General features: G+C 67.2%; 22 protein-coding genes. 14 read left to right on the plus strand and 8 right to left on the minus strand.

Going from position 1 to position 25,575, the window contains the following annotated elements; genetic code table 11:
* Position 1 precedes the first annotated feature (1 nt).
* Complete coding sequence (locus tag AC1RQG_RS11805) at positions 2-430, plus strand: thioredoxin family protein (RefSeq protein WP_493131478.1); 429 nt, start codon at positions 2-4, stop codon at positions 428-430.
* A gap of 53 nt (positions 431-483) precedes the next feature.
* On the opposite strand, the gene AC1RQG_RS11810 is transcribed toward AC1RQG_RS11805, so the two are convergent.
* Positions 484-3,609, minus strand: a complete 3,126-nt coding sequence (locus tag AC1RQG_RS11810; RefSeq protein ID WP_493131481.1) for an EAL domain-containing protein — start codon at positions 3,607-3,609, stop codon at positions 484-486.
* A 255-nt stretch (positions 3,610-3,864) separates the two neighbouring features.
* Between AC1RQG_RS11810 and AC1RQG_RS11815 the strand changes: the two genes are divergently transcribed.
* A complete protein-coding gene (locus AC1RQG_RS11815; protein WP_493131483.1) occupies positions 3,865-4,371 on the plus strand; it encodes a DUF1993 domain-containing protein in 507 nt (168 codons plus the stop codon).
* A gap of 162 nt (positions 4,372-4,533) precedes the next feature.
* Here the strand turns inward: AC1RQG_RS11815 and AC1RQG_RS11820 are convergent, their stop codons facing one another.
* Positions 4,534-4,725, minus strand: coding sequence for a DUF1289 domain-containing protein (locus tag AC1RQG_RS11820; RefSeq protein WP_493131485.1), 192 nt, complete (start codon positions 4,723-4,725; stop codon positions 4,534-4,536).
* Position 4,726: 1 nt separating this feature from the next.
* Positions 4,727-5,287 carry a DUF1415 domain-containing protein gene (locus AC1RQG_RS11825; RefSeq protein ID WP_493131487.1) on the minus strand — a complete coding sequence of 187 codons (561 nt, stop codon included), beginning with the start codon at positions 5,285-5,287 and terminating at the stop codon, positions 4,727-4,729.
* Between the two features lie 319 nt (positions 5,288-5,606).
* On the opposite strand from AC1RQG_RS11825, the gene AC1RQG_RS11830 reads away from it, so the two are divergent.
* The 3 genes from AC1RQG_RS11830 (at position 5,607) to AC1RQG_RS11840 (ending at position 8,724) form a co-directional block, all read left to right on the plus strand.
* Positions 5,607-6,977: a transglycosylase SLT domain-containing protein gene (locus tag AC1RQG_RS11830; protein WP_493131489.1), complete on the plus strand. Its 1,371-nt coding sequence runs from the start codon at positions 5,607-5,609 to the stop codon at positions 6,975-6,977.
* 213 nt (positions 6,978-7,190) lie between these two features.
* Positions 7,191-7,982, plus strand: coding sequence for an enoyl-ACP reductase FabI (gene fabI / locus AC1RQG_RS11835; RefSeq protein ID WP_493131491.1), 792 nt, complete (start codon positions 7,191-7,193; stop codon positions 7,980-7,982).
* Positions 7,983-8,076: 94 nt separating this feature from the next.
* Positions 8,077-8,724 carry a UPF0149 family protein gene (locus AC1RQG_RS11840; protein WP_493131493.1) on the plus strand — a complete coding sequence of 216 codons (648 nt, stop codon included), beginning with the start codon at positions 8,077-8,079 and terminating at the stop codon, positions 8,722-8,724.
* 19 nt (positions 8,725-8,743) lie between these two features.
* On the opposite strand, the gene AC1RQG_RS11845 is transcribed toward AC1RQG_RS11840, so the two are convergent.
* Together AC1RQG_RS11845 and AC1RQG_RS11850 are read right to left on the minus strand one after the other, a co-directional pair.
* Positions 8,744-8,980, minus strand: a complete 237-nt coding sequence (locus AC1RQG_RS11845; protein WP_493131494.1) for a hypothetical protein — start codon at positions 8,978-8,980, stop codon at positions 8,744-8,746.
* Positions 8,981-9,097: 117 nt separating this feature from the next.
* Positions 9,098-10,303 carry an NHL repeat-containing protein gene (locus AC1RQG_RS11850; protein ID WP_493131496.1) on the minus strand — a complete coding sequence of 402 codons (1,206 nt, stop codon included), beginning with the start codon at positions 10,301-10,303 and terminating at the stop codon, positions 9,098-9,100.
* A 380-nt stretch (positions 10,304-10,683) separates the two neighbouring features.
* On the opposite strand from AC1RQG_RS11850, the gene AC1RQG_RS11855 reads away from it, so the two are divergent.
* From AC1RQG_RS11855 to AC1RQG_RS11890, 8 genes are all read left to right on the plus strand, one after another.
* Positions 10,684-12,081 carry a DEAD/DEAH box helicase gene (locus AC1RQG_RS11855; RefSeq protein WP_493131498.1) on the plus strand — a complete coding sequence of 466 codons (1,398 nt, stop codon included), beginning with the start codon at positions 10,684-10,686 and terminating at the stop codon, positions 12,079-12,081.
* 410 nt (positions 12,082-12,491) lie between these two features.
* Complete coding sequence (locus AC1RQG_RS11860) at positions 12,492-13,133, plus strand: helix-turn-helix transcriptional regulator (RefSeq protein ID WP_493131500.1); 642 nt, start codon at positions 12,492-12,494, stop codon at positions 13,131-13,133.
* 15 nt (positions 13,134-13,148) lie between these two features.
* Positions 13,149-14,117 (plus strand): threo-3-hydroxy-L-aspartate ammonia-lyase, encoded by a 969-nt coding sequence (locus tag AC1RQG_RS11865; RefSeq protein ID WP_493131502.1) that lies wholly within the window; start codon positions 13,149-13,151, stop codon positions 14,115-14,117.
* A 331-nt stretch (positions 14,118-14,448) separates the two neighbouring features.
* On the plus strand, positions 14,449-14,919 hold the full coding sequence (locus AC1RQG_RS11870; protein WP_493131504.1) for a MarR family winged helix-turn-helix transcriptional regulator: 471 nt from the start codon (positions 14,449-14,451) through the stop codon (positions 14,917-14,919).
* Positions 14,920-14,929: 10 nt separating this feature from the next.
* Positions 14,930-16,384 carry an MFS transporter gene (locus AC1RQG_RS11875; RefSeq protein ID WP_493131506.1) on the plus strand — a complete coding sequence of 485 codons (1,455 nt, stop codon included), beginning with the start codon at positions 14,930-14,932 and terminating at the stop codon, positions 16,382-16,384.
* Positions 16,385-16,395: 11 nt separating this feature from the next.
* Entirely contained in the window at positions 16,396-17,358 is a 963-nt protein-coding gene (locus AC1RQG_RS11880) for a LysR substrate-binding domain-containing protein (protein ID WP_493131508.1), read from the plus strand.
* A 266-nt stretch (positions 17,359-17,624) separates the two neighbouring features.
* The gene (locus AC1RQG_RS11885) at positions 17,625-18,911 is read left to right on the plus strand and encodes a Glu/Leu/Phe/Val family dehydrogenase (RefSeq protein ID WP_493131510.1); all 1,287 of its coding nucleotides are present in this window, start codon (positions 17,625-17,627) and stop codon (positions 18,909-18,911) included.
* An 84-nt stretch (positions 18,912-18,995) separates the two neighbouring features.
* A complete protein-coding gene (locus AC1RQG_RS11890; RefSeq protein WP_493131512.1) occupies positions 18,996-20,228 on the plus strand; it encodes a malic enzyme-like NAD(P)-binding protein in 1,233 nt (410 codons plus the stop codon).
* Between the two features lie 112 nt (positions 20,229-20,340).
* On the opposite strand, the gene AC1RQG_RS11895 is transcribed toward AC1RQG_RS11890, so the two are convergent.
* The 3 genes from AC1RQG_RS11895 to AC1RQG_RS11905 all read right to left on the minus strand — a co-directional run bounded on the left by AC1RQG_RS11895 (position 20,341) and on the right by AC1RQG_RS11905 (position 24,143).
* Positions 20,341-21,693, minus strand: a complete 1,353-nt coding sequence (locus AC1RQG_RS11895) for a hypothetical protein (protein WP_493131514.1) — start codon at positions 21,691-21,693, stop codon at positions 20,341-20,343.
* 114 nt (positions 21,694-21,807) lie between these two features.
* Entirely contained in the window at positions 21,808-22,710 is a 903-nt protein-coding gene (locus AC1RQG_RS11900; RefSeq protein WP_493131516.1) for a class I SAM-dependent methyltransferase, read from the minus strand.
* A 137-nt stretch (positions 22,711-22,847) separates the two neighbouring features.
* Positions 22,848-24,143 (minus strand): Xaa-Pro dipeptidase, encoded by a 1,296-nt coding sequence (locus AC1RQG_RS11905; RefSeq protein WP_493131518.1) that lies wholly within the window; start codon positions 24,141-24,143, stop codon positions 22,848-22,850.
* A 258-nt stretch (positions 24,144-24,401) separates the two neighbouring features.
* Between AC1RQG_RS11905 and torT the strand changes: the two genes are divergently transcribed.
* Positions 24,402-25,571: a TMAO reductase system periplasmic protein TorT gene (gene torT / locus AC1RQG_RS11910; RefSeq protein ID WP_493131520.1), complete on the plus strand. Its 1,170-nt coding sequence runs from the start codon at positions 24,402-24,404 to the stop codon at positions 25,569-25,571.
* Positions 25,572-25,575: the final 4 nt, after the last annotated feature.

The raw sequence follows: 25,575 nt of genomic DNA on the forward strand, positions 1-25,575 counted from the left end.
CATGCACAGTCTGACCCTCAGCACCGACAACCATCGCGACATCGCCGCCGCCCTCGCCGGCGAGCGCTGGATCGTGGCCTGCCTTTGCGCCGCCTGGTGCGGCACCTGCACGTCCTACCGCAACACGTTCGAGGAACTGGCGGCCCGCCATCCCGACAAGTGCTTCATCTGGATCGACATCGAGGACAACGCGGACGTGGTGGGTGAACTGGACGTGGAGAACTTCCCCACCCTGCTGATCCAGCATGGCGAACAGGTGGCCTTCTTCGGCACCATGCTGCCCGACGCGGGTGTGGCGCACCGCCTGGTGCAGGCCCAGTCGGGCCACAGCGACGCGGAACTGGCCGCGCTGACGGCCGCCAGCGAGGAGCGCCGCCAGTGGCAGCACGACTGCAACCTGCGCACGCTGCTGCGCGCCGCGCGCGGCTGACCCCGGCGCGCATCCGGGCGGCCGCCGCGGCGGCGCCCCGTTGAACGACCGCCTTACGCCGGCACGCGCCAGCGCAGCAGCATTTCCTCGGCCAGCATCGGCTTGCTGTACAAATAACCCTGCGCCAGACGGCAGCCCTGGCGCAGCAGGAAGGCGGCCTGCTGCTCCGTCTCCACCCCTTCCGCGATCACGGACAGATTCATGCTCTTGCCGAGCTGGATGATGGCGATGGCGATCGCCTCGTCGTTCACGTCGGTCGAAATGTCCTGGATGAACGAGCGGTCGATCTTCAGCGTCTGCACCGGCAGCTGCTTGAGGTAGGCCAGCGACGAATAGCCGGTGCCGAAATCGTCGATCGCCAGTCCCACGCCGATCGAGTGCAGGTCGTTGATGAAGTTGAGCGCGTCGCCCGTGTTCATGATGACGGACTCCGTCACCTCCAGCTGCAGGCGCTCCGGTTCCAGCCCCGTCTCGCGCAGGATGTCGGCCACCATGTTGACGATGCTGCCCCGCTCGAACTGCTTGACCGACAGGTTGACGGCGATCTTGGGCACATGCAGCCCCGCCTCCTGCCAGCGCACCATCTGGCGGCAGGCCTCGTACAGCACCCACTTGCCGAGCTGGTTGATGAAGCCCGTGTCCTCGGCCAGCGGGATGAAGCGCACCGGCGGCACCAGCCCCAGTTCCGGATGGTTCCAGCGCACCAGCGCCTCCACGCCCACCAGGCGTCCGGTGTCGATCTCCACCTGCGGCTGGTAGTTGAGGAAGATCTCGTCCTTCTCGATCGAGCGGCGCAGGAAGGTCTCCAGCCGCAGGCGCTCGACGCCCTCGCCCGTCATGGACGGCGCGTAGAAACTGTAGCCGTTGCGGCCGCGCGCCTTGGCCTGGTACATGGCCACGTCGGCGTTGCGGATCAGCATATTGAGGTCGGTGGCGTCGGTCGGGAACAGGCTGATGCCGACGCTGCAGGTGACGAACAGTTCGTGTCCGGCCACCATGAACGGCTGCTCGAACATGGCCACCAGCTTTTCCGCCACCAGTCCGGCGCCGCGCTGGCCATCCACGTTCTCCAGCAGCACGATGAATTCGTCGCCGCCCAGCCGCGCCAGCGTGTCGCCCTCGCGCAGCTTTTCCTGCAGCGCCTTGGCCACCTGCTTGAGCAGCTCGTCGCCGATGTGGTGGCCCAGCGTGTCGTTGACGTTCTTGAAGCGGTCCAGATCGATGAACAGCAGCGCCAGTTGCTCCTGGTCGCGCGAGGCCCGCTGCAGCGCGTGCTGCAGGCGGTCGTTGAACAGCAGGCGGTTGGGCAAGGCCGTGAGCGGGTCGTGGTGGGCCAGATGGTCGAGCTTCTCCTGCGACTCCTTGACCTGCGTGATGTCGCTGAACACGCCCACGTAGTGCGTGGTCTGGCCCCGGTTGTCGCGCACGGCGCTCACCGTCAGCCATTCCAGGTACAACTCGCCGCTCTTGCGCAGGTTCCACATCTCGCCGCGCCAGAAGCCGGTGGTCACCAGTTCCGTCCACAGGCTCTGGTAGAACGCGTCGTCGTGGCGGCCCGAACGCGTGAGCGTGCGGTCCTTGCCCAGCGCCTCCTGCTCGCTGTAGCCGGTGATCTGCGTGAAGGCCGGGTTGACGGCCACGATCCTGCCGTCCGCGTCCACCACCATCACGCCGTCGGCGATGTGTTCGAGCACCGTGGCCGACAGGCGCAGCTTCTCCTCGGCCTCCTTGCGGGCCGTGATGTCGGCGTAGACCCAGATGCTGCCCTCGTTGGGGCGGTTCTGGTCGATCGCGCAGCCGCTCACCATGCACCAGAACAGGGTGCCGTCCTTGCGCCGGTAGTGGCGCTCCTCGCTGAAGTAGTCGCCCGAGGCCAGCGACGAATACTGGCGCGCGCCGGCAGCCTCGAAGTCGAAGGCGTTGGGGAACACGATGGCGGTGGAACTGCCCGTCATGGCGCCGGGCTCGTAGCCGAACAGTTCCTCGCAACGGCGGTTGACGGACACGATCACGCGGTTACGCACGAACATCACGCCGAACATCACGTTGTCGAGAATGGCGCTCTGCTCGGCCAGCAGGGCTTCGATGCGCATCTCGTTGTGCTTGCGCTGGCTGATGTCGGAGATGATGCCGTCCACCCACGGCGCGCCGCCGTCGCCGTCGGCCACCTGGGGCTGGCCGTTCTCGGCCACCCAGCGCTCGGTGCCGGTGGCGTCGATGATGCGGTATTCGATCTCGTAAGGCTGGCCGTCGCGCACGGCCTGGGTCACGCAGCGGCGCTGCGCCTTGCGGTCCTCGGGGCAGATCAGGTTGGCCCACGCGTGGGTGGTGCTGCGCATGAACTGGGCCGCCGAATAGCCGGAGATGTCCTCGATGGCGTCGGACACGAAGTCGATCGGGCCGTCCGGACGGAAGCGGAACACGGCGCCCGGCACCTGGGTGACGATGGTGCGGAAACGCTCCTCGCGCTGGCCGATGTCCTCGAACAGGTGCTTGATGGCGACCCGCATCTGCTCCAGCTGGCCGGCCAGCCGCCCCAGCTCGTCGCTGCCGGTCAGGTCGAGCCGGGTCTCGAAGTCGCCATGGGACAGGCGGTCGGAAAAGCGCATCAGCTTGCGCAAGGGCTTGAGCAGGCGCTTGTTCAGGAACAGCACGATCAGCAGCAGCGACACGGTGAGCTGGGCCGCCAGCACGAACACGTACGACAGCTGCTTCTCGCGCAGGTCCTGCTGGCTGCGCGCGTCGTCCATCTCGACCATGATGCGGCCTATATGCTCGCCGCGCACCAGGATCTCGCGCTCGGCGCGGAACACGTGGCCGGTGGCGCGGCGCGGCGACTGCACGCTGATGAACTGGGTGTCGGCCTGGCCGGTCACCTCCACCTGCAGCACGGAGCGGTCGCGCATGACCGATTCGACCAGCGAATGGGCCGATTCCGCGTTCATGTTCCACAGCGATTCCTGCATGCCCAGCGCCAGGATGTCGGCGTTGCGCTGCAGCGCCTCGTTCAACGCGACCTTGGCCGACTGCTGCTCGTGCACGCCGATCAGCAGGTAGCTGCCTATCATGGCCGGAATCACCAGGCCGCCGAACACCACCAGCAGCAGCGCGCCGTAGATGGACAGGCCATACAGCGCGGTCAGCCGGGCGCGCACCTGCTGGTAGAGGGCACTAGTCATGCATGTGCCGCGCCACAGCGGCCTGTTTTGTCAGTTTGCATCATCAAGCTGTGTTGGTTCGATTCGTGTGGCGCCGCCGACCGCCGCGGCACCGGATCTCTTAAAACGCAAACTCTGTTTGTCCTGCACGGAATTATGCACGGAAAAACACGGAAAAGTCATCCGCAAGCCGTTTCGATGTAACAGTCGTGGCGCTATCAGCGAAAAAACCGCAGGCAGGCTATGATCTGCGCTCCCCCAACCTGAGGAATCGCCATGACCCTATCCATGTACTCCGCATCCGTGCCCGTGTTCAAACAAATGTTGAACAGCCTGCTGGCCATCCTCGACAAGGCCGAAACCCACGCCGGCGAGAAGAAAATCGACCCGCAAGCCCTGCTGCAGTTCCGTCTGTATCCGGACATGCTGCCGTTCACCCGCCAGATCCAGATCGCCTGCGACTTCGCCAAAGGGTGCAGCGCCCGCCTCGGCGGCATGGACGTGCCCGCATTCGAGGACAACGAGCACAGCTTCGCGGAACTGAAGGCGCGCATCGCGAAGACGCTGGCCTTCATCGACACCGTGCCGGCGGAGCAGATCGCCGGCAGCGCCGAGCGCGCCATCACCACCGGCAGCGGCGAGAAGACCAAGCACTTCACGGGCCAGACCTATCTGCTGCATTACGCGCTGCCCCACTTCTTCTTCCATGCCACCACGGCTTACGACATCCTGCGCCATAACGGGGTGGAGATTGGGAAGAAGGATTTCATCGGCAGTTATTAATTACTTCTGAAACCGGCCTCTGACCCCATGAAGCTCTTCTGAAACCGGGGGCAGCCCCCTTGGAGCCGCTTCGGAAACCGGGGTCAGACCCCTTGAAGCCGGGGTCAGACCCCAGACTTCCGGAGCCGCCTCCAAAAAAACGCCGGGGGGCGTCGCTTGGGATCAGGTGTTGCGGCGCGGGTAGCCCTGCGCCAGGATGCGCTGCCACACCGTTTCCTTCTGCTCGGCCGTCATGGCCACCCAATGCGCCACCTCCACCACGCTGCGCCCGCAGCCGCGGCAAATCTCGTCGAAGGTGGTGGAGCAGACGGCCACGCAGGGGGTGTCGGGCCGCACCGGCAATTCGTTCGTCATCTCAGTCCACCTTCAGGCCCAGCTTGTCCCAGCCTTCGTGGCCGAGGGCCTCCAGGGTGGCGATGTTCTTCTCGAAAATGTCGCTCGCCTCGGGGAAGGCCTCCACCGCCCGCTCCACGCTGGCCTCGCGCAGCAGGTGCAGGGTCGGATACGGCGAACGGTTGGTGTAGTTGCTGATCTCGTCGGGCGCGGTGTCGGCGAACTGGTATTGCGGGTGGAAACTGGCCACCTGCAGCTCGCCCGCCAGATCCATGTCCTCCAGCGCGGCGTCGGCCACGTCCAGGAATTCGTTGTAGTCCTGGAAATCGGTCAGCACCTTGGGGTGGATCAGCAGCGTGGTGTCGACGGCTTCCGGGTCGGCGTCGGACAAATATTGCAATTCATCCATCAGCGCCGACAGCAGCGCCTCCGGCGTGTCGGCGTCGCACACGACGTAGCGCACCTGTTTCTTGACGTGCACGGCCTTCGCGAACGGGCACAGGTTCAGGCCGATGACGGCCTTCTCCAGCCATTGTTCAGTCGCGGCGATGATGGCGGCGTGGTCGTCGGCGGTGGTGCGCATAGTGTGTCCCTGGATTCAAAACCCGAATTGTACGCACTCTTTGCGCCATCTCATATATGTATCGCGCCCGCCCTGGCGCGCCGCTTGCGCCAGCGCCCGGCCCGGTCCATGCTGGCCCGGTGGCGCCGCCGATGAGCGGCCAATTACCCTGAATTCCACGACAACTGTATTGTACTCACCGGCAATTATTGCCAAAAAGCACCAACCGGCGAGGCCGTCACGCGGCTGACATATTTCTTGACTCCGCTAGTCGACCTTCGTACACTCCACGTTTATTCATGTCCGTCCGGTGTTTCTGCGCCGACAACAATGGAATACTATGCAAGCACGCAATAACACTTCCGCTGCACTGGCGGCGCTGGCCCTGATGCTGGCACCGGCGTTGAGCCAGGCCGCCGACGCGGGCCTGCCGGCCGTCCCGGCCTTCCAGCCGGCCCCGGCCAAAGCCCCCGACCTCACCCTCACCACCAAGGCCGACACCAAGTCGGCCCGCCCCGCCAGCGAAGACGCGCTGCGCGAGACGGACGTGTGGGGCCGCATCCGCTCCGGCTACGCCATCCCCGATCTGGACAATCCGCTGGTGGCCAAGCACATCACGTGGTACAGCAGCCGTCCCGACTACATGGCCCGCACCACGGCGCGCGCCTCGCGCTACCTGTTCCACGTGGTCACGGAACTGGAAAAGCGCGGCATGCCGACGGAACTGGCGCTGCTGCCCTTCATCGAGTCCGCCTTCAACCCGCAGGCGCTGTCGAGCGCCAACGCGGCCGGCATGTGGCAGTTCGTGCCCGGCACGGGGCGCGACTTCAACCTGAAACAGACCGTGTTCAAGGATGAACGGCGCGGCATCGTGGCCTCGACCGACGCCGCCCTCACCTACCTGCAGCGCCTGTACGACATGTTCGGCGACTGGCAACTGGCGCTGGCCGCCTACAACTGGGGCGAAGGCTCGGTGCAGAAGGCCATCCAGCGCAACCGCGCGCTGGGCAAGCCGACCGACTTCGAGAGCCTGTCCGAGCTGATGCCGGCCGAAACCCGCAACTACGTGCCCAAGCTGCAGGCCGTCAAGAACATCATCGCCAACCCCGGCCAGTACGGCCTGACCCTGCCGCTGATCGACAACCAGCCCTACTTCACGGCCGTCGACAAGACCAGCGACATCGACCTGACCATCGCCGCCCACCTGGCCGAATTGTCGGTCGACGAATTCAAGGCGCTCAACCCGCAGTTCAACCGCCCCGTCATCACGGGCGGCGAACACACCAAGATCCTGCTGCCCCAGGAGAACGCGGAGAAGTTCCACCTGAACTTGGCCCAGTGGGGCCGCGCCCTGTCGACCTGGACCACGCACAAGATCACCAGCGCGCGTGAGCGGATCGAAACCCTGGCCTCCAAGTTCCACACCACGCCCGAAGTGATCCGCCAGGCCAACAACATCCCGCAAAAGACGCTGCTCAAGGCCGGCTCCACCATCCTCGTGCCCAAACTGGCCACCTCGGCCAACGTGGACATCGCGCCGGAAGTGGCCGACAACGCCATCGTGGCGCTGGAGGCCGACCGCGGCTTCAAGCGCGGCCGCGGCTACAAGGCGGCCCGCCGCCAGAGCGATGACGGCGCCAACGCGCCGGTCAAGCTGGTCAAGGCCCGCGTCTCCCGCTACCACAAGTCCCGGCACCGCAGCGAGGACTGAGGCCCGTGTTGGCGACGATGAAAAGTTGCCAGCGCGGCGCACACGCCCTACAATCTCGGTCTTGCGGCAGCCAGACCTTGAGCGCGCAAAGTTGCGTCCCAGGACGGCGCGAATCGCCGCGCCGGCCTGGCCACCACTACCAAACAACCCATACTGTCGCCGTCACCGCCTATCGGGCGGCGCCGCGGCGCAGCAGTAGCAATCGGAGTCTATATGGCGTTCTTGCAAGGCAAAAAAATCCTCATCACCGGTTTGCTGTCGAACCGTTCCATCGCCTACGGCATCGCCAAGGCATGCCACCGCGAAGGCGCCGAGCTGGCCTTCACCTACGTCGGTGAGCGCTTCAAGGACCGCATCACGGAATTCGCCGCCGAATTCGGCAGCACGCTGGTGTACGATTGCGACGTCTCGAGCGACGAGCAGATCGCCGCCCTGTTCACCGACCTGGCGCAAAGCTGGTCGCAGCTGGACGGCCTGGTGCACGCGATCGGCTTCGCGCCGCGCGAAGCGATCGCCGGCGAGTTCCTGGACGGCCTGACCCGCGAGAACTTCCGCATCGCCCACGACATCTCCGCCTACAGCTTCCCGGCCATGGCCAAGGCCGCGCTGCCGCTGCTCAAGGAAGGCTCGTCGCTGCTGACGCTGTCGTACCTGGGCGCCATCCGCGCCATCCCGTACTACAACACCATGGGCCTGGCCAAGGCCTCGCTGGAAGCGTCGGTGCGCTACCTGGCCGAGAACCTGGGCAAGATGGGCATCCGCGCCAACGGCATTTCGGCCGGCCCCATCAAGACCCTGGCCGCCTCCGGCATCAAGGACTTCGGCAAGCTGCTGGGCTTCGCCTCCTCGCACGCGCCGCTGCGCCGCAACGTCACCATCGAGGAAGTGGGCAACACGGCCGCCTTCATGCTGTCGGACCTGGCGTCCGGCATCACGGGCGAAATCACCTACGTGGACGGCGGCTTCTCCCACGTGATGGGCCTGAACGCCGAAGACTACACCTGATCGCCCCCCGGCGCATCCGACCAGCCGCCCCGCCGGGCGGCTTTTTTACATCCGGGCCCGACCGGCCCACCTGCCCCCCCCCCCCGCCACCACCATGAGCCCCACCCAACTCTCCGCCCCCTTGTCCGACGACGAATACGAAGCGCTCGGCGTGCTGCTGGCCGCGCCCGGCGCGGGCGCGCGCCTGACCGACGTCTCCACCCTGGAAGGCTTCCTGACGGCGCTGGTCGTCGCCCCCGGCCTGACCACGCCTGGCGACTGGCTGCCGGCCGTGTGGAACATGGAAAGCGGCGCGCCGGAGCGCGAACGCGCGCTGGAACTGGTGCTGCGCCATTACAACCATCTGGCGCAGTGGTTCGCGGACGACGCGGCCAGCTTCGAGCCGATCTTCCACTGCGGCCCGGAATGGGGCATCGCGGCCTGGTGCCAGGGCTTCCTGGCGGGCATGGAACTGGACGCGGCCGGCTGGGCACCGCTGCAGGCGGCGCAGCCGGACTGGTTCACCCCCATGCGCGCACTGGCCGCGTCCGACGGGCGCGAGCCACCGATGCCGGACGAGGAAACGGAACAATGGATGGATGCCGTGGCGCCGGCCATCATCGCGATCCACGGCGCGCGGCCACGCCCGCAGGGTGCGGGCCGCCCGGTCCAGCGCGCCACGCCCAAGGTGGGGCGCAACGATCCCTGCCCTTGCGGCAGCGGGAAGAAGTACAAAAAATGTTGCGGCGCGGCCGACGCCTGACGTAGGACGGCCCGCGCGCCTAATCCGACCCGCCCAGCGCCTGGGTGATCTTGTCCGTCTGCGACGCCTGCGCGATCACCTGCCGCACCCGGGATGGCTTCCTGGCCGCCACCTTGGGCGCCGGCCGCGCCGCGCTCGCCTGTTCCAGCGCCGGCCTGGGCGCCGTCATGTCGCGCATGACATGCATGGCGCCCAGGGCCGTGCCCAGCGCCACGCCGCCGACGATCAAGATATGGGGAAAACTCCTGCCACGCATGATGCACCTCGTGCGCCAGCCCATGGCTAGCTTTTAGAAAGTAGCTAACGTTATACTTTTTATAAAGTATAGCGTCTCATACGCGCTTGTTTCTCTCCAATTAACACGCCACCCCGGTCACAAGGAGATTTTCCACACCTGCACCGGCCACGACCACCCGGTGCCCGCGTACAACGTGCCGTGGCCATCGGACACCAGCGTCATGATGTAGGGCATGTTGCCGTTGGCGAAGTGGATGGCGTCCACCGTGCCGTCCGGCGCCACGCGCTGGATCGCGCCATCCGTGGGCACGTAGATGTAACCATGATCGACGGCGATCGAACCATCGGCGGGGTTGACGCGCTTGGGGATCCTGGCCACCGTCGTCACCGTCCCGTTCGGCAACACCTTGCGGACCGCGTCGTAGTCGTTGACCAGCAGCGCGCCATCGGCGTCGACGGCCAGGCCGGACGGCCCGTGGAAGGCCGCGTTGACGCCGACCCCGTCGTTGCCGTCGCCCGAGCCGCCGCCGGCCAGCACGCTGACCACGCCGGCGGCCGTGATTTTCAGGATGCGCCGGTTGCCGTAATCGGCGCGGTAGATGGTGCCGGCGCCGTCGATGGCCAACTGGCCGCCGTTATTGACCATCACCTTGCTCCAGTCCGGGCCCCACGGGCGCTCGACGCCATCGGGGGTGCGGCGGTACAGCGCGTTGGTGGCGCTGTCGGTGCCGTAGATATTGCCTGCGCCATCGACCACCACGCCCTCGAACGTGAGCGTCGCGGAGGCGGCCAGCGTGCTGACGACGCCGGCTGGCGTGATGCGGCGCAGGCGGCCCCGGTCGGAGCCGATCAGGTTGCCCGCGCCATCGGGCGTCAACTGGAACAGGCCGCCGAAGCGGACCTGGTCGCCGGTGCCGTCGACCGGCTGATACGCGCCCACGGCGGATGGGCCGGCCAGCAATTGCGCGCTCACCGTGGCGCCCGCGACGGCCGCGCTGGCCACCACCGTGTTGTCGGCCGTGCCGGTGGCCGAGGACGGCACCCGCACCACCGCGCCCGCCGCCACGTTGACCGTGTTGTTCGAACCGCTGAGATTGATCGTGCTGCCGTCGGACGTGATGATGGTGCCGGCCGGCACCATCACCTTCTCGCCGGCGGCCATGGTATGGCTGCCGCCGGCCGGGATGATCTGCGCCCCGTTCGCGCCGCTGAAAGGGGTGTCGAGGTACGGCGCCACCACGATGGGGCCGCTGGGCACGCCCGCGCCGCCGCCGCACGCGGCCAACGCCAGCGCCACCACGGCGCCCAGATAGTTGCGGGTAGGGATGCGGACAGTTGCCATGATGAGTATGCAAAAAATTAAGCAAAGAACATCTTACTATGAATCGGCAAGCTTATCTTTTTGAAAATTAGAACCGCACATCCATAAGCGCATGCATATTAAAGCGTGCAATCGCAGTGGAAATCGGGTATAGTCCTGCCTCTGCGCTACCTCACGGTGGTCGCCCGAAAAATAACTAGCAGCTTCGCAAGCCTTAGCGCATCGCACTGATGTCGCTTATAAAGCCCTCCCGCCTTGTGTGTCGCACCTGACACCGTCCCGGCGCAAAGCTTTTGTGCCGAAATTTCTTTCGATTTAGATTGAGTCATTTCGTTTTGGTTGGCGTTGCTATTTCGCGTTCTGCTTGTTTGCACGAACGCTGATTTTTACGAAAGATAAGAATGACATTTGAAGCACTTGGTCTCAACACGTCCATCATCAAAGCCCTGACCGACGCCGGCTACACCGCGCCGACCCCGGTCCAGCAGCAGGCCATCCCTGCCGCCATCGCAGGCAAGGACTTGTTGGTATCCTCGCAAACCGGTTCCGGCAAGACGGCGGCCTTCATGCTGCCCTCGCTGCACCGCCTGTCCGAGATCGAACCGGGCGCCGCCGGCCGCACCAACAACCAGGAAATGCAGGCCGCCCGCGCCCGTGGCGAACGCCCGCGCTTCAAGGCCGCGCAGCCGAAAATGCTGGTGCTGACCCCGACCCGCGAACTGGCCCTGCAGGTGACCACCAACACCGACAAGTACAGCGTCAACCTGCGCCGCCTGAAGGCCGTCTCCATCCTGGGCGGCATGCCCTACCCCAAGCAGATGCAACTGCTGGCCAAGAATCCTGAAATCCTGGTGGCCACGCCGGGCCGCCTGATCGACCACATGGAGTCGGGCAAGATCGACTTCTCGCAACTGGAAATCCTGGTGCTGGACGAAGCGGACCGCATGCTGGACATGGGCTTCATCGACGACATCGAAAAGATCGTCGAAGCGACGCCGGCCACGCGCCAGACCATGCTGTTCTCGGCCACGCTGGACGGCGTGGTGGGCAACATGGCGCGCCGCATCACCAAGGATCCGCAAGTGATCCAGATCCTGAGCGCGGCCAACAAGCATGAGAACATCACCCAGCGCGTGCACTTCGTGGACGACCTGTCGCACAAGAACCGCCTGCTCGACCACCTGCTGCGCGACGACTCGCTGGACCAGGCCGTGGTGTTCACCGCCACCAAGCGCGACGCCGACACCATCGCCGACCGCCTGAACATCGCCGGTTTCTCGGCCGCCGCCCTGCACGGCGACATGCACCAGGGCGCGCGCAACCGCACCCTCGACAGCCTGCGCCGCGGCCAGGTGAAGATCCTGATCGCCACCGACGTGGCCGCGCGCGGCATCGACGTGCCGACCATCACCCACGTGTTCAACTACGACCTGCCCAAGTTCCCCGAGGACTACGTGCACCGCATCGGCCGCACCGGCCGCGCCGGCCGCAACGGCCTGGCCATCTCGCTGGTGAACCACGCCGAGGGCATGAACGTGAAGCGCATCGAGCGCTTCACCAAGCAGCTGATCCCGGTCAACGTGATCGAGGGCTACGAGCCGAAGAAATCGGCGCCGGCGCGTTCGACCTCCCGTCCGGGCGGCTGGAAGCCGGGCGACAACCGTACCGGCGCCAAGCCGGGCCAGCGCACCTTCAGCAAGCCCAACGCACCGCGCCGTGACGGCGCCAGCGGCGGCGGCTACAAGGGCAGCAACCCGCGCAGCACCGACGGCGCCCGCCGCAGCTACGGCGACCGCTAATCGCGCACCGCGCCCGTCCTGACGGCCGCGCACAACCACCCCTCCTCGCGGACGGGTGGTTTTTTTACGCCCGTAGCCGCAGCCCCCGGTGTCGCGATTCGACCGCGTCGAAGTCGCAGCCGTCCGGTCATCCATCAGGAAGCGGTCTTCCCCTATCACGACATCCCTACCGGCCATGCTGCGGGCCCGGCGATCCGGCATGGCCGCGATCTCAGCGCAGTCGACTGCCTTGGCGACGCACAGCTTGCACAACGGGCTAAAATTTGGCAATATGTCCAATCCTAGACAAAATATCTTATTCCAATGCAGCCATCCTCATTCCTCGATCCCGCGCCTTGCCGGGCGCGCCCACAGGCATGTTCGGCCGGGCACGACGCACGGGCCAAGGACAAGCATTTGCAGGGCCGGCCATGACGCGTGACACCGATGCATCCGGCGCTAAGCTCCAGGCCGCACTGATCGAGCAGGTCAAGCAGATTGCCGACGGCCTGGCCCAAACGTTTGCGCCGTTTTGCGAAGTAGTCGTACACGATCTGCGCAATCCTGAGCATGCGGTGCTCGCCATCCACAACAACCTGTCCGGGCGGTCAGCGCGCGACCCGGCCACCGAACTTGGCCTGGCGCGCATCGAGGACAACGCCTATCCGCAGATCGTGGCCAACTACGCCAATCAGTTTGCGGACGGCCGGCCGGCCAAGAGCACTTCTATCGGCATCCGTGATGCGGAAGGGCGCTATATCGCAGCCCTTTGCCTGAACGTGGACCTGACTTTGTTCCGCTCGATGCGCAGCGCGCTGGAACAGTTCACCGCAACCGACGCCTCCCCAGTACCTGAAACGCTGGACCCAACCAATGCCGAGATGCTGCGCAAACGCATCGACCAGTATGCCGCGCGCCTGGCATCGTCGCCGCAACTGCTGAAGGCCGACGAGCGGCGCGCACTGATGCGGGAACTGAAGAACGATGGTTTCCTGGAGGTGCGGCGCGCCATGGAAATCGCCGCCTCGTGCCTCGGCATCTCGCGTGCCACGGCCTACAACGACATCAAGTAATCGAAGGAATCCAAGATGAACACGCTTAACCTGCCCACATACGATGACGTGGTCCAAGCGACAGCACGCATTGCGAACGCCGCCAACCACACCCCCGTGCTGACTTCGCGCACCGTCAACGAAGAATTTGGCGCCGAGCTGTACTTCAAATGCGAAAACATGCAAAGGATGGGCGCATTCAAGTTCCGCGGCGCTTATAACGCGCTGTCGAACTTCACTCCCGAGCAGCGCGCCTCCGGCGTGGTCGCTTTCTCGTCCGGGAATCATGCCCAAGCCATCGCACTGGCGGCCAGGTTGCTCGGCATGCCAGCGACGATCGTGATGCCGCACGACGCACCGGCGGCGAAGGTGGCGGCAACCAAGGGTTATGGCGGCAATGTCGTGGTCTACGATCGCTACAAGGAAGACCGCGAACAGATCGGCCGCGAACTCGCGGACAGACACGGCCTGACGCTGATTCCGCCGTACGACCATCCGGACGTCATTGCCGGCCAGGGCACCGCCGCCAAGGAGCTGTTCGAAGAGACCGGGCCGCTCGACGCCTTTTTCGTTTGCCTGGGCGGCGGCGGCCTGCTCGCCGGATCCGCTTTGTCGACCCGGGCCCTGTCGCCTCGGTGCAAGCTGTACGGCGTCGAGCCAGAGGCCGGCAATGATGGGCAGCAGTCGTTCCGCTCGGGCGCCATCGTCCATATCGACACACCGCAGACCATCGCCGACGGCGCCCAGACCCAGCATCTCGGCCAATACACGTTTCCCATCATCCAGCGCGACGTCGACGATGTCCTGACCGTGTCGGACGACGAACTCGTGCAATGCTTGCGCTTCTTCGCAGAGCGCATGAAGATCGTTGTCGAACCGACAGGCTGTCTTGGTTTCGCGGCCGCACGGCGCATGAAGAACGAGCTGCGCGGCAAGCGAGTCGGCATCCTTGTGAGCGGCGGCAATATCGATCTGGCCCGCCTCAGCGGCTTCCTGGCTGCTTGACTGCCGGCGCTGGCCGCCTCATCCCCTGGCCTTGCCAAGCCCGTTCAGCGAACCATTGGTTTCGCTCGATCAGACGCGCTTCAGGCGACCGCGATAGCGACCAGATGATCGTCGACTGCCCCCCCCCCCGCCGCCCGCCAAGGACATGCCACACCCGGTCGCGCCACCCCGCATCCGGCCGGTTGCAAGGGGACGCGGGCGCCGCGACGTCACCACAGGCGCTATCGCAAACAACTCTTGCAAATATTTTCAATTGCCATATACTTGCGTACTCAAGCATTATTCAACAATCAATCAAGTAATGCGCAAGCATTTTTTGGCGAGGCACACCATGAGCGAACACATCAACGACACCACCGACTCCATCAGCCCGCAGCTCGACGTCGCCCTGCGCCTCGCGCGCGCGCAAGCGATGCTGGTGCGCCGGCTCGACACCACGCTGGGCGGCCACCACGGCATCAGCTTCAGCGACTTCATGCTGCTGTTCTACCTGCAGCGCGCGCCGGGCGGCCGGTTGCGCCGGGTCGACCTGGCCGAGCGCCAGGGCTTGACGGCGTCCGGCGTCACCCGCACCCTGCTGCCGCTGGAGAAGATCGGCCTGGTCGAGCGCCAGCAAGACCCGCGCGACGCGCGCGTGGGCTACGCCGCCATCACGGCCACGGGCCGCGAACTGCTGGCCAACGCCACCGTCATCGCCCAGCAGACCAGCGCCGAACTGCTGCGCAGCTGTCCGCCCGACCAGCTGGCCGCGCTGTCGGCCGTGCTGGGCCAGATCGCCGGCATGGGGCCGTCGAACTCCTGAGGGGCACACCATGACCACCCACAACACGGCGCCGCCCGCCCCGCGCGGCGCGGCGCTGCGCGATCCGAACTTCCGCTGGCTGCTGCGCGGCGGCGCCATCTCCATGCTGGGCGACCAGCTGACCATGATCGCCCTGCCCTGGCTGGTGCTCAAACTGACCGGCGACACGCTGGCCCTGGGCCTGGTGATCGCCCTCATGAGCGCGCCGCGCGCGTTGTTCATCCTGATCGGCGGCGCGCTGGTGGACCGCCATTCGCCCAAGCGCGTGCTCATGCTCAGCAAATTCGCCAACGCCGCGCTGCTGGCCATGCTCACGCTGCTGGTGCTGAACAACGCGCCCACGCTCACGCTGGCGCTCACGTCCTCGCTGTCGGTCACGCTGGCCCTGAACGCGCATGTGACACTGTGGCTGGTGTACGCGCTGGCGCTGGGCCTGGGCCTGGCGCAAGCGTTCGGCATCCCGTCCGGCACCTCCATCCTGCCGCGCGTGATGGCGCCGCAGCAGCTGGAGCAAGCCAACGGCATCCTGATGGGGATGCGCCAGCTGACCACGCTGGCCGGCCCGCTGCTGGCGGCCCTGCTGATCGCGCTGGCCGGCGACAGCGGCGGCGCCTTGCGCGACGCGCGCGGCCTGGCGCTGGCGTTCGGCTTCGATTGCGCCAGCTTCCTGGTGTCCGCGTGGACGCTGGCCAAGGTGCGCGAACTGCCCGGCGCATCGGCGCCGCACGCGGCGCGGACGACACAGGCGGCACAGGCAGCACGGGCGAGCCAAGCGGACGAAGCACCCCAACCGCCCCACCCCGGCGCCAACGATCATCCACCATCCGTCTGGCGCGCCGTCGGCGCCGGCCTGGTCATGGTGTGGCGCGACACGGCGCTGCGCCTGTGCTTCAGCTACTGGGGCATCGTGGCCCTGTTCATCGGCGGCGCCATGCAGGTGGCCCTGCCCGCGCTGGGCAACGAGCGCCTGCACGGCGCCACCGCGTACGGCCTGCTGATGGCGGCCAACGGCGCCGGCAGCCTGGCCGGCATGGCGGCCGCCGCCATCGCCGGCGCGCGCCTGCGCATGGCCAGCTTCGGCGCCATGGTGCTGCTGGCCGACATGCTGGTCGGCGCGCTCGTCATGCCGCTGGGCCGCATCGACAGCACCTGGCAAGGCGCCCTGCTGCTGCTGGCCGTGGGCGCCGTGTCGGGCTACATGCAGGTGGCCGTCTTCACCTGGATACAGCGCCGCGTGCCGCCCCACATGATGGGCCGCACCATGAGCATCTTCATGTTCATCTTCATGGGGCTGGCGCCGCTGTCGGCCGCCGTCACCGGCTGGCTGCTGCAATCGATCACGCTGGCGCAACTGTTCAGCGGCGGCGGCGCCGTGCTGATCGCGCTGGCCACGCTGGCCTGGCTGTTCACGCCCATGCGCGCGATCCGCACCAGCACCACCTCGGCCGCCACCCAGCAAAACTAAGGAGCAATACGATGGAAACCAAATGGCTGGAAGACTTCATCTCGCTGGTCGAAACCAATAACTTCAGCCGCTCGGCGGCGCTGCGGCACGTCACGCAACCGGCCTTCTCGCGCCGCATCCAGTCGCTGGAGAACTGGCTGGGCACGGACCTGATCGACCGCACGTCCTACCCCACCCGGCTGACGTCGGCCGGCATCGTGTTCTACGAGCAGGCGCTGGAGATGCTGGCGCAGATCAACGGCGCGCGCGACATGATGCGCAACAAGCGCGCCGCCGCGCTCACCAGCATCGACCTGGCCGTGCCGCACACGCTGTCGCTGACCTTCGTGCCGAAATGGCTGTCGGCGCTGGAGCACGATTTCGCCCCCATCAAGAGCCGCCTGATGGCGCTCAACGTGCACGACGCCGTGCTGCAACTGGTCGAAGGCGGTTGCGACCTGCTGCTGTGCTACCACCATCCGCGCCAGCCGGTGCAGCTCGATCCGGGCCGCTACGACATGCTGGTGATGGGGCGCGAGGCGCTGCGCCCGTACGCGCGCTGCGACAAGACGCGCACCCCGGCCTACGCGCTCCCCGGCGCGCCGGACGCGCCGCTGCCCTTCCTGTCGTACACCAACAATGCCTACCTGGGGCGCATGGTGGACCTGATCCTGGGCGACGCCAAACAGCATCCCTACCTCGATCCGCGCTACGAGACGGACATGGCCGAGGGCTTGAAGATGATGGTGCTCGAAGGGCGCGGCATGGCCTTCCTGCCCGAATCGGCGGTCACGCGCGAGATCAAGCAAAAGCAGCTGGCGTGCGCCGACGGCGGCAGCGGCGGCTGGGAGATCGAGATGGAAATCCGGCTCTACCGCGAGCGTCCGTCGCCGCAGCGGCGCGGCAAACCGATCGTCGAACGGCTGTGGGAGTTCCTGGAAACGCAGCAGAAAAAGGCCAATCGCAAGCGCCGCGCGCCCGTCTCGGAGCGCTGATTTTCCGGCCGCGCACGCTGCCGGCCGGGCGCCGGCCGGGTGTTGATAGTGCCTTGATTTTGCGCTGATTTTGCGGCGATGCCGCCGCAAAATCCGTCCTCGAAAAGCACGTTCGTTCATGCACCGTTACAGTGCATAACTATGCAAAATTTGCATAATAGGATGCGCATACAGCATTGGCCGGGCCAACTCATCCGGGCCTATGATTCGTCCCACTGATCGCAGCCAAGAGCCGCGTCACTCACGAACCCATAGGAGTTATGAGCATGACCACCGAACACGCACTGCCTTCCTACCTCAACGCCGACGACCTCGGCCCCTGGGGCGTCTACCTGCAGCAGATCGACCGCGTCACCCCGCACCTGGGCAACCTGTCGCGCTGGGTCGAGACCCTGAAGCGCCCCAAGCGCATCCTGACCGTGGACGTGCCGATCGAGCGCGATGACGGCTCGATCGCCCACTACGAAGGCTACCGCGTGCAGCACAACATGTCGCGCGGCCCCGGCAAGGGCGGCGTGCGCTTCCACCAGGACGTGACCCTGTCCGAAGTGATGGCCCTGTCGGCCTGGATGACGGTCAAGAACGCGGCCGTGAACGTGCCGTACGGCGGCGCCAAGGGCGGCATCCGCGTCGATCCCAAGACCCTGTCGAAGGGCGAACTGCAGCGCCTGACCCGCCGCTACACGAGCGAGATCAGCCTGATCATCGGCCCCACCAAGGACATTCCGGCGCCGGACGTGAACACCAACGAACAGGTGATGGCCTGGATGATGGACTCGTACGCCATGATCGAAGGCAACCTGTCGACCGGCGTGGTGACCGGCAAACCAATCTCGCTGGGCGGCTCGCTGGGCCGCCGCGAAGCGACCGGCCGCGGCGTGTTCGTCGTGGGCCGTGAAGCGGCCGCCAAGCGCGGCGTGAAGATCGAGGGGGCGCGTGTCGCCGTCCAGGGTTTCGGCAACGTAGGCGGCGTCGCAGCAACGATGTTCGCAGAAGCCGGTTCCAAAGTGATCGCGGTGCAGGACCATACCGGCACCGTGGTCCACCAGGGTGGGCTGGATGTGGCCCGCCTGCACCAGCACGTGGCCGAATGCGGCAGCGTCACCGGCTTCGCCGGCGCTGAAGCGTTCCTGGACCGCGACGCGTTCTGGGACGTCGAATCCGACATCCTGATCCCGGCCGCGCTGGAACAGCAGATCACGGCCAAGAACGCGCCGCGCATCCGCACCAAGATCATCCTGGAGGGCGCCAACGGCCCCACCACGCCGGAAGCGGACGACATCCTGACCGACAAGGATGTGCTGATCGTGCCGGACGTGCTGGCCAACGCCGGCGGCGTGACCGTGTCCTACTTCGAGTGGGTGCAGGACTTCTCCAGCTTCTTCTGGAGCGAGGACGAGATCAACGCCCGCCTGACCCGCATCATGCAGGAAGCGTTCAACGCCGTGTGGAACGTGGCGCAGGAGAAGAAGGTCACGCTGCGCACCGCCACCTTCATCCTGGCCTGCACCCGCGTGCTGCAAGCGCGCGAAGTACGCGGCCTGTACCCATAAGCCCCGACCGGGCACCTTAACGTATGCGCCTGCCCGAGCGACGCTCGCGCAGGCGCATTTTTTCCATTCACGGAGACAGACAGCATGAGCACCATGGAACAGAAAGCGCTGGCGTATCACAAGGCCGGCGGCGCCGGCAAGATCGCCATCGAAGTGACCAAGAGCGTCAGCACCCAGGACGACCTGGCGCTGGCCTATTCGCCCGGCGTGGCCGCGCCCTGCATGGAGATCGAACGCGATCCGGCCAAGGCCTACGACTACACGGCCAAGGGCAACCTGGTGGGCGTGATCACCAACGGCACCGCCGTGCTCGGCCTGGGCAACATCGGCGCGCTGGCCGGCAAGCCCGTCATGGAGGGCAAGGTGGTGCTGTTCAAGAAGTTCGCCGGCATCGACGCCTTCGACATCGAGATCGACGAACGCGATCCGGACAAGCTGGTCGACATCATCGCCGCGCTCCACCCCACCTTCGGCGGCATCAACCTGGAGGACATCAAGGCGCCCGAGTGCTTCACCATCGAGCGCAAGCTGCGCGAGCGGCTGGCCATCCCCGTGTTCCACGACGACCAGCACGGCACGGCCATCGTGGTGGCGGCCGGCATGCTCAACGCGCTGGCCCTGACCGGGCGCGACATCGCCACCGCCAAGGTGGTCTGCTCGGGCGCCGGCGCGGCCGCCATCGCCTGCCTGGAACTGCTGCTGGACCTGGGCGCCAGGCGCGAGCACATCTTCGTGTGCGACAGCAAGGGCGTGCTGACCACGGCCCGTGAACTGGACGGCGAAAAGGCCGCCTGGGCGCAGCAGACGTCGGCGCGCACGCTGTCGGACGTGATCGCCGGCGCCGACGTGTTCCTCGGCGTGTCCGGCCCCGGCGTGCTGTCGCCGCTGGACGTGGAGAAGATGGGCAAGTCGCCGATCGTGTTCACGCTGGCCAATCCGGAACCGGAGCTGCGGCCCGAGCTGGTGCGCGAAGTGGCGCCGGACGCCATTATCGCCACCGGCCGTTCCGACTATCCGAACCAGATCAACAACGCGCTGTGCTTCCCCTACCTGTTCCGCGCGGCGCTCGACTGCGGCGCCTCCACCATCAACCAGGAGATGAAGCGCGCCTGCGTGATGGCGCTGGCGGAGATGGCGCGCGGCGACGCCCGCTTCGGCAAGGATTACGTGGTGCCCGGCCTGCTCGACCCGCGCCTGCTGGCCGGCGTGACGCCGAAAATCGCGGCCGCCGCCATGCGCAGCGGCGTGGCCCGCAAGCAGCTCGACGAGTCGGAGTACGCGGCCGACCTGGAAGACCTGGGCGCCTCGCTGCTGTAAGGCCACGCGCGCGGGCGCGGGCGCGGATGCGACCGCCCGCGCCTGCGTGCGCGCCGCCCGACGCTCGCCGCCCGACGCTCGACGCCCGACGCTCGCCGTCCGCAGCGCGGCGTTACTGGCGGGTGACGAGCGCCGTTTCGAGGTGGTTTTCGTCGCCGATCAGCAGCACGGCGTGGTCGGCGAACAGCATCTGGCGCACGATGGGCGCCTGTCCCAGCGGCGCAGCGGCCGGGTCGCGCCGCACATACTCCACGTTGACGGTGGCCGCCGACACGGGCCCGGCGCCATAGCTGTAATCGGCCAGCAGCAGCAAGTCGCCGAGCGGATCGCTGGCGTTGAGCCGCCCCGTGGCCACGTCGGCGATCAGCAGCGTGCCGTTGGCCGCCGTGCGCGCGTCGAAGGTGACGCGGTCGCGGCGCGTGAACTTCCACGTGGCCGACAGCGATTCCTGCGTCAGGTCCTGGCGGCCGGCTTCGATGATGGGATTGCCGTTGTCATTCAACGCCACGCCCAGCAGGTTGCTGGTCATGCCCACCTTGTAGTTCCACAGCACCCCCACCTTGCCCGTGCTGGCCATGGCCACCGGCAGCAGATCGGGCGCGCCGCCGCCCGTGCCGGCCACCGAATGCACCACCGGCCGCGGCCCGCCGTAAGGCCAGTAGGCCTGCATGGGCGTGCCGCTGTCGAGCCACGTCACCAGCACCGAGCCGCCGGACACCACCATGCGCGGCTGCATGAACTTGGTCGACATGGTCAGCTTGAACGGCGGCGTCATCTCCTTGCCGTTGGCGTCGAGCTTGACCAGCATCATGCTGTAGATGGCGTTCTTTTCGCTGTTGGGAATCGGCCGCTCGACCAGCGTGGTGGCGTACCAGAAGCCGTTGCCGTCCACGGCGGCGGCGCTGGCCACCACGGTCGGCAGCGGCGAATCGACGGGCTGCACCGCGTACAGGTCGATGCCGGCCGCCGCGCCCGCCATGGCGCCCTGGCGGTCGAGCCGGAACAGCTTGGAGCCGGCGCCGGTCTGCACCATGAGCACGTCGCCGCCCAAGGACAGCATGGCCCATTCGCCCAGGTAGTCGCTGGCCAGGGTGTTGCCGTAGTCATGGGTGGCCACGAACCTGCCTTGCGCGTCGAGCACGCTGACGCGGGTGCCGGGGTGGATCAGGTCGCGGTCGACCTGGATGGTGGAGGCCGAATCGGAACGCACCAGGATGTGATCGTCCACCACGATGGCGTCGCGCATGCGGCTCAGCGCCACGCCGGCCGGCTGGCCGGGATCGGCCGAGGCGGCCCGCACCTCCTGCTGGGCGCTCACCGTGATGGCGCCCCTGGCCTGGTTGCCGCCCGTGTCGACCACGGTGCCGGCCGCCACGCTGGCGCCGCCGCCGCCACCACCGCCGCAGCCGGTCAGCATCAACGCCGCCAGCAAGGCGGCAAAGGTGAACTTGGAGCGGTGGCGCATACGAATTCCCGGCATGATCTGATGAAGGAATGAGTATAGGGGATGACAACGTGCGCCAACGGCCAGCGACATGGCCTGGGGAGCCATCGCCGTGACCTGGCGGTCCAGCCGTCCTCAGGCCGCGCGGCTGCCGGTGCGCGCCACCACCAGCCGCATGGCGCCGCCCAGATGCCAGCCGTCGCCGCGTCCGCCCAGGTAGTGGGTGCGCAGCGCGTCGGCCGCGTAGTCGGACACGCCGGCAAAGCCGAGCGCCCGCAGTTCGCTTTGCAGCACGGCCGGCGCGAACAGCGATTTCCACGGCTCGCCGGCCGCCTCGAACTTGGCGGCGAAATAGGCCATGCCCATGCGGTCGAACAGGTCCAGCAGCTCGGGCACCACGCCGTAATCGAACACGATGGCGCTGCCGGCCGGCAGGCCCGCCACCACGCGCAGGGTGTCGAACACGGCGTCGTCGCTCAGGTACAGGGTCACGCCCAGCCAGGACAGGAACACGGGCAGGTCGAGCCGGCAGCCGGCGGCCGCCAGCGCCGCGTCCAGCGTGTCGCGCTCGAAGTCGAACGGCACGAACGTCAACGCGTCCGGCGCGTCGATGCCGGCATGGCGCAGCTGGTCGCGCTTCCACTGCTGGGTGGCCGGATGGTCGACTTCGAACACGCGTAGCGGGGCGCCATGGCAACGGTAGGCGTAGGTGTCCAGGCCCGCGCCCAGCACCACGTATTGCCTGACGCCGCAGGCGACGGCGACGGCCAGCTCCTCCTCGGCCAGGCGGCTGCGCACGGCCGTGGCGCCGCGCAGCTGGCGCGCCGGCCCGTGCGCGTAGCGCGGCAGCTGGGCGCGCAACTGCGCCTCCAGCGCCGGCCCCAGGATGGGCAGGGCCAGCGGATCGGCGAACAAGGGCGGATCGTCAAGCAGCTGGTGCGCCGCGCGCAGCGTGGCCACGAGCAAGGCCGAGCGGCTGGGCAGACCCAGCCGCAGGATGCTTTCCGTGTGCGCCAGCGATGAAAGGATGCGCTCCATACCGTCCCGCTTCTCCCACCTGGACGTGGACTATGCGCGTGGCCAATGGCCGTGACCTGCGCGCGTGACTGATGCGAGTCGCCATTTTAGCGCGGACGGCCGGCGCCGGGGCCGCTCGCGTGCGCGTCCCGCGCGCCTCAGCGGCGGACCACGGCGCCGCCCTTCATCACGAACGACACGCGGGTCAGCTCGGCCACGTTGGCCAGCGGGTCGCCCTTGACGGCGATGATGTCGGCGAACTTGCCGGCCGCGATGGCGCCCACCCGGTCCTTCCAGCCCAGCAGATCGGCCGCCTGCACCGTGGCCGACTGGATCGCCTGCATCGGCGTCATCCCGTACTGCACCATGTAGGCGAACTGGCGCGCGTTGTCGCCGTGCGGGTAGACGCCGGCGTCGGTGCCGAAGGCCATCTTGTCGCCGGCCTTGAATGCCTTGCGGAAGTTATCGCGCTGCAACTGGCCGAGCGCGCGCTCCTTCTCGATCGACTCGGCCAGCATGCCGGCCTTGGCGCCCTCCTGCAGGATGAAATCGTCGTCGTAGATGTCCATCACCAGGTAGGTGCCCTTCTCGCGCGCCAGGCGCATGCCCTGCTCGTCGATCAGGCTCGCGTGCTCGACCGAGTCGACACCGGCCGTGATGGCGGCGCGGATGCTGCTGGCGCCGTGCGCGTGGGCCGCCACCTTGCGGCCCAGCTTATGGGCCTCGTCGACGATGGCTTGCATCTCCTCCAGCGTGTACTGCTGGGCGCCCGGCTCGTCGCCCTTGGACAGCACGCCGCCCGAGGCGCAGATCTTGATCACGTCGGCGCCGTACTTGGCCATCTCGCGCACCTTGGCGCGCGCCGCCCACGGGCCGTCGGCCACGCCGCGGTCGGTCACGTTCATGTCGGCCGGCAGCAGGTTGTTGTCGCAGTGGCCGCCCTTGATGCCGATCGCGTGGCCGGCCGTGCGCATGCGCGGGCCGATCACATCGCCGTCGTTGATGGCGTCGCGCAGCGCCACGTCGCCGAAGCCGCCGGCGCCCACGTTGCGCACGGTGGTGAAGCCGGCCTCCAGCGTGACGCGGGCCGCGCGCGCGCCGTACAGCGCGGCGCGGATGTCGGACACGCCCAGCGCCGCGTAGCCGCTTTGCATGGGATCGGCCGTCAGGTGGGTGTGCATGTCGATCAGGCCCGGCAGCACGGTCTGGCCCGACAGGTCGATCCGCTCGGCCCCGGCCGGCACGTTGGCGCTGGCCGTGGGGCCGACCGAGGTGATGCGATCGCCGGTGACGATGATGGTCTGATCGGCCAGCACGGTGCCGGCCACCACGTCCACCAGCTTGCCGGCACGGATGGCCAGCACTTTGGCCGGCGCCGGGTCGGCGAACGACGGGCCGGCGGCTTGGATGGCGCCGAGGGCGGTGGCGGTGACGACGAGATGCTTGAATTTCATGGCTTGCGCTCTTTCCAGGTAAAAGGCCGGGGGCCGCCTGTTTTTGATCGAAAAACTTCCCCGGCGGCAAGGATAGCAGAATCGTCACGGGCCGACGCGGCATTCCGTCCCTGCGCGCGGCGCGGCCCCGGTTGTATCTTCGCCACAACAACACGCCGCGCGAAGCCTGCGGCGATCGGCGCCCGCAGCAGGTAGAATTGCAATCAGGAATTTAAACCGCCGATACGGAAGAACGACCTCAGGATGCCCAAACCCCGCATGCGAGACTGGACCGCGCTGGCGCTGACGCCGACCCTGGCGCTGGCCATGGCCGGCGCCGGCGCGCAGCCGGCGGCCACCGCGCCCGCCACGCCGCCGGCCCCGGCCACGGTGAAGTTCGCGCCGATTCCCGTGCTGTCGATCTTCCGCCCGCTGCAGGCCAGCGGCACGGCCGACGACGCCATCGCCAGCGGCCACGTGGTGGCCGGCCACTACCCGATGGCGGCGCGGGCCAGCAAGCACTGGCGCATCGCCTTCCTGTTCCCGCACCTGAAGGACCCGTACTGGGTCGGCTGCAGCTATGGCGTGATCAGCGAGGCGCACCGGCTGGGCGTGGCGGCCGACATCCTGGCCGCCGACGGCTACGACGACCTGCCCGGCCAGTTGCGCCAGATGGACCATGCCATCGCGGCCAAATACGACGCCATCGTGCTGTCGCCGATCGGCATGACGGCCAACAACGCCTCGATCGCCAAGGCGCGCGCGGCCGGCATCCCCGTGTTCGAACTGGCCAACGACAGCCGCAGCGACGATTTGACCATCAAGGTCACCACCTCGCTGCGCGCCATGGGCCTGGAGGCGACCGGCTGGGTGGTGCGCGACGCCCAGCAGCGCGGCATGAAATCGGTCAACATCGGCCTGCTGCCCGGCCCCATGGGCGCGGGCTGGGTCAAGGGCGAGGTCGATGGCGCCCGCATCGGCGCGCAACAGGCGCCGCTCCAGGTCAACATCATCGACATCCGCTACGGCGACAGCGACTTCAAGGGGCAGACCAGGCTGGCCACGCAGATGCTGGCCAAGTACGGCGGCAAGCTCGATTACCTGATCGGCTGCACCGGCTGCGCGCCGGCGGCCGTGCGGCCGGTCAAGGATGCCGGCCTGGCCGACAGGATCCGCATCGTGGCCTTCGACCTCACGGACGACATCGCGCGCCTGATCCACAACAAGGAAATCTATGCGGCCGCCGACACCAAGGGCGTGAGCCAGGCGCGGGTGGCCATCAACGCGGCCGTCAACGCGCTCGAGGGGCGCAACAAGGAACTGCCGCACACCATCCTGATCAAGCTGGGACTGGTGGACCAGCTCAACTTCGCCAGCTACCCGTTCGACACCTCGATCGCGCCGGACGGCTACAAGGTCACGCTGTCGTACGACCCGGCGAAGAACTGAGCGG

The sequence above is a fragment of the Rugamonas sp. GW822-FHT03B10 genome (assembly GCF_058801745.1).

Excerpts from the sequence above, each read along its gene's own strand:
- AC1RQG_RS11805 (WP_493131478.1), top strand. The coding sequence starts at position 2 with ATGCACAGTCTGACCCTCAGCACCGACAACCATCGCGACATCGCCGCC.
- AC1RQG_RS11810 (WP_493131481.1), bottom strand. The coding sequence starts at position 3,609 with ATGACTAGTGCCCTCTACCAGCAGGTGCGCGCCCGGCTGACCGCGCTG.
- AC1RQG_RS11815 (WP_493131483.1), top strand. The coding sequence starts at position 3,865 with ATGACCCTATCCATGTACTCCGCATCCGTGCCCGTGTTCAAACAAATG.
- AC1RQG_RS11820 (WP_493131485.1), bottom strand. The coding sequence starts at position 4,725 with ATGACGAACGAATTGCCGGTGCGGCCCGACACCCCCTGCGTGGCCGTC.
- AC1RQG_RS11825 (WP_493131487.1), bottom strand. The coding sequence starts at position 5,287 with ATGCGCACCACCGCCGACGACCACGCCGCCATCATCGCCGCGACTGAA.
- AC1RQG_RS11830 (WP_493131489.1), top strand. The coding sequence starts at position 5,607 with ATGCAAGCACGCAATAACACTTCCGCTGCACTGGCGGCGCTGGCCCTG.
- fabI (WP_493131491.1), top strand. The coding sequence starts at position 7,191 with ATGGCGTTCTTGCAAGGCAAAAAAATCCTCATCACCGGTTTGCTGTCG.
- AC1RQG_RS11840 (WP_493131493.1), top strand. The coding sequence starts at position 8,077 with ATGAGCCCCACCCAACTCTCCGCCCCCTTGTCCGACGACGAATACGAA.
- AC1RQG_RS11845 (WP_493131494.1), bottom strand. The coding sequence starts at position 8,980 with ATGCGTGGCAGGAGTTTTCCCCATATCTTGATCGTCGGCGGCGTGGCG.
- AC1RQG_RS11850 (WP_493131496.1), bottom strand. The coding sequence starts at position 10,303 with ATGGCAACTGTCCGCATCCCTACCCGCAACTATCTGGGCGCCGTGGTG.
- AC1RQG_RS11855 (WP_493131498.1), top strand. The coding sequence starts at position 10,684 with ATGACATTTGAAGCACTTGGTCTCAACACGTCCATCATCAAAGCCCTG.
- AC1RQG_RS11860 (WP_493131500.1), top strand. The coding sequence starts at position 12,492 with ATGACGCGTGACACCGATGCATCCGGCGCTAAGCTCCAGGCCGCACTG.
- AC1RQG_RS11865 (WP_493131502.1), top strand. The coding sequence starts at position 13,149 with ATGAACACGCTTAACCTGCCCACATACGATGACGTGGTCCAAGCGACA.
- AC1RQG_RS11870 (WP_493131504.1), top strand. The coding sequence starts at position 14,449 with ATGAGCGAACACATCAACGACACCACCGACTCCATCAGCCCGCAGCTC.
- AC1RQG_RS11875 (WP_493131506.1), top strand. The coding sequence starts at position 14,930 with ATGACCACCCACAACACGGCGCCGCCCGCCCCGCGCGGCGCGGCGCTG.
- AC1RQG_RS11880 (WP_493131508.1), top strand. The coding sequence starts at position 16,396 with ATGGAAACCAAATGGCTGGAAGACTTCATCTCGCTGGTCGAAACCAAT.
- AC1RQG_RS11885 (WP_493131510.1), top strand. The coding sequence starts at position 17,625 with ATGACCACCGAACACGCACTGCCTTCCTACCTCAACGCCGACGACCTC.
- AC1RQG_RS11890 (WP_493131512.1), top strand. The coding sequence starts at position 18,996 with ATGAGCACCATGGAACAGAAAGCGCTGGCGTATCACAAGGCCGGCGGC.
- AC1RQG_RS11895 (WP_493131514.1), bottom strand. The coding sequence starts at position 21,693 with ATGCGCCACCGCTCCAAGTTCACCTTTGCCGCCTTGCTGGCGGCGTTG.
- AC1RQG_RS11900 (WP_493131516.1), bottom strand. The coding sequence starts at position 22,710 with ATGGAGCGCATCCTTTCATCGCTGGCGCACACGGAAAGCATCCTGCGG.
- AC1RQG_RS11905 (WP_493131518.1), bottom strand. The coding sequence starts at position 24,143 with ATGAAATTCAAGCATCTCGTCGTCACCGCCACCGCCCTCGGCGCCATC.
- torT (WP_493131520.1), top strand. The coding sequence starts at position 24,402 with ATGCGAGACTGGACCGCGCTGGCGCTGACGCCGACCCTGGCGCTGGCC.